This is a genomic window from Romboutsia timonensis, from assembly GCF_900106845.1.
GTDB classification, from domain to species: Bacteria; Bacillota; Clostridia; order Peptostreptococcales; family Peptostreptococcaceae; genus Romboutsia; species Romboutsia timonensis.
Genome location: NZ_LT629866.1, coordinates 1 through 1,121 on the forward strand (window position 1 = coordinate 1; position 1,121 = coordinate 1,121).

Sequence of the window (1,121 nt, forward strand, 5' to 3'; positions counted from 1 at the left end):
TAACTCGTTGTGCTAGTTAATTTTTACAATAATAAAACTCCAACAAATATAGCACCCTAAGATTAGTAGCATTAATCTAAAGGAGGGTTACTATAATGTTGGAGCTTAATAATTATTATATCCAAGAAATTGAAAATTTAACTGATTTATTTACTATAATTTATACAATAGTTGATGATGTGTACAACGATATTATTCCTATAAGCATTAGAAATAGACGTAATATTAAGGAGTGTAAGCTTTCAGATAGTGAAATAATCACTATAAGTATAGTTGGAGAACTTCTGACTATTGACTCAGAAAAAGCATTCTTTAGTTTATTGAGCAGAGAATATATAAAACTATTTCCTAAATTAGGAGATAGAACTAGATTTAATAGAACTAAACGAAATCTACATGCTGTAATTAAAGAAATACGAGAATATATTTCAGAATATATTCAAGCGTATTCTAATAATATAAGAATTATAGACAGCATGCCTATTCCTGTATGTGAGTTTGGTAGAGCTCATTTTAGCAAGTGCTTTAAAGGCGAAGCCTCTTATGGTAGATGTCCATCAAAGAAACAAACATATTTTGGATTTAAGTTTCATGCACTTACTACAGTAGACGGTTTCTTAACTGACTATGTTATAACTCCAGCCAACATAGATGATAGAAATACAGTGTGGGATTTATGTGATAAATATAATTCTATTTCTATTATAGGTGATAAAGGATATGTCAATAAAAGGCTAACGCCTGAGTTAAAAGGTGAAAGAGATATAAATTTATTATTCTTAAAAAGAGGTAATAGCAAAGATAACTATCCAAAAGAAATAAGACAACTAATATTTAAAATCAGAAGAAGGATAGAAACCAGCTTTTCTCAATTAACAGAGCAATTAAATTTAAATAAAGTTAAAAGTAAATCAATGCTAGGATTTATAACTAGAACTTCGATAAAAGTTTTAGCTCATAATATTTCATTTTTAATAAATAAACTTATGGGAAATTATGATTCTATAGCTAAAATAAAAAGGTTAGTATTTGGTTAAAATTTACAAATACCAACCTATAATAAGGTATTATTTTTTGCGAAAAGCAATTTACTTTATTTGGAAAAATTTTAACTAGCACAA

Annotated in this window: 1 protein-coding gene; it reads left to right on the plus strand. The window is 26.9% G+C overall.

The window, feature by feature from the left end; all coding sequences use genetic code 11:
• Positions 1 to 95: 95 nt before the first annotated feature.
• Entirely contained in the window at positions 96 to 1,037 is a 942-nt protein-coding gene (locus tag BN7997_RS14965; protein ID WP_071119283.1) for an IS982 family transposase, read from the plus strand.
• Positions 1,038 to 1,121 lie beyond the last annotated feature (84 nt).

Bases quoted from the DNA above. Each gene is read 5' to 3' on its own strand.
- BN7997_RS14965 (WP_071119283.1), top strand. From the start codon at position 96: ATGTTGGAGCTTAATAATTATTATATCCAAGAAATTGAAAATTTAACT.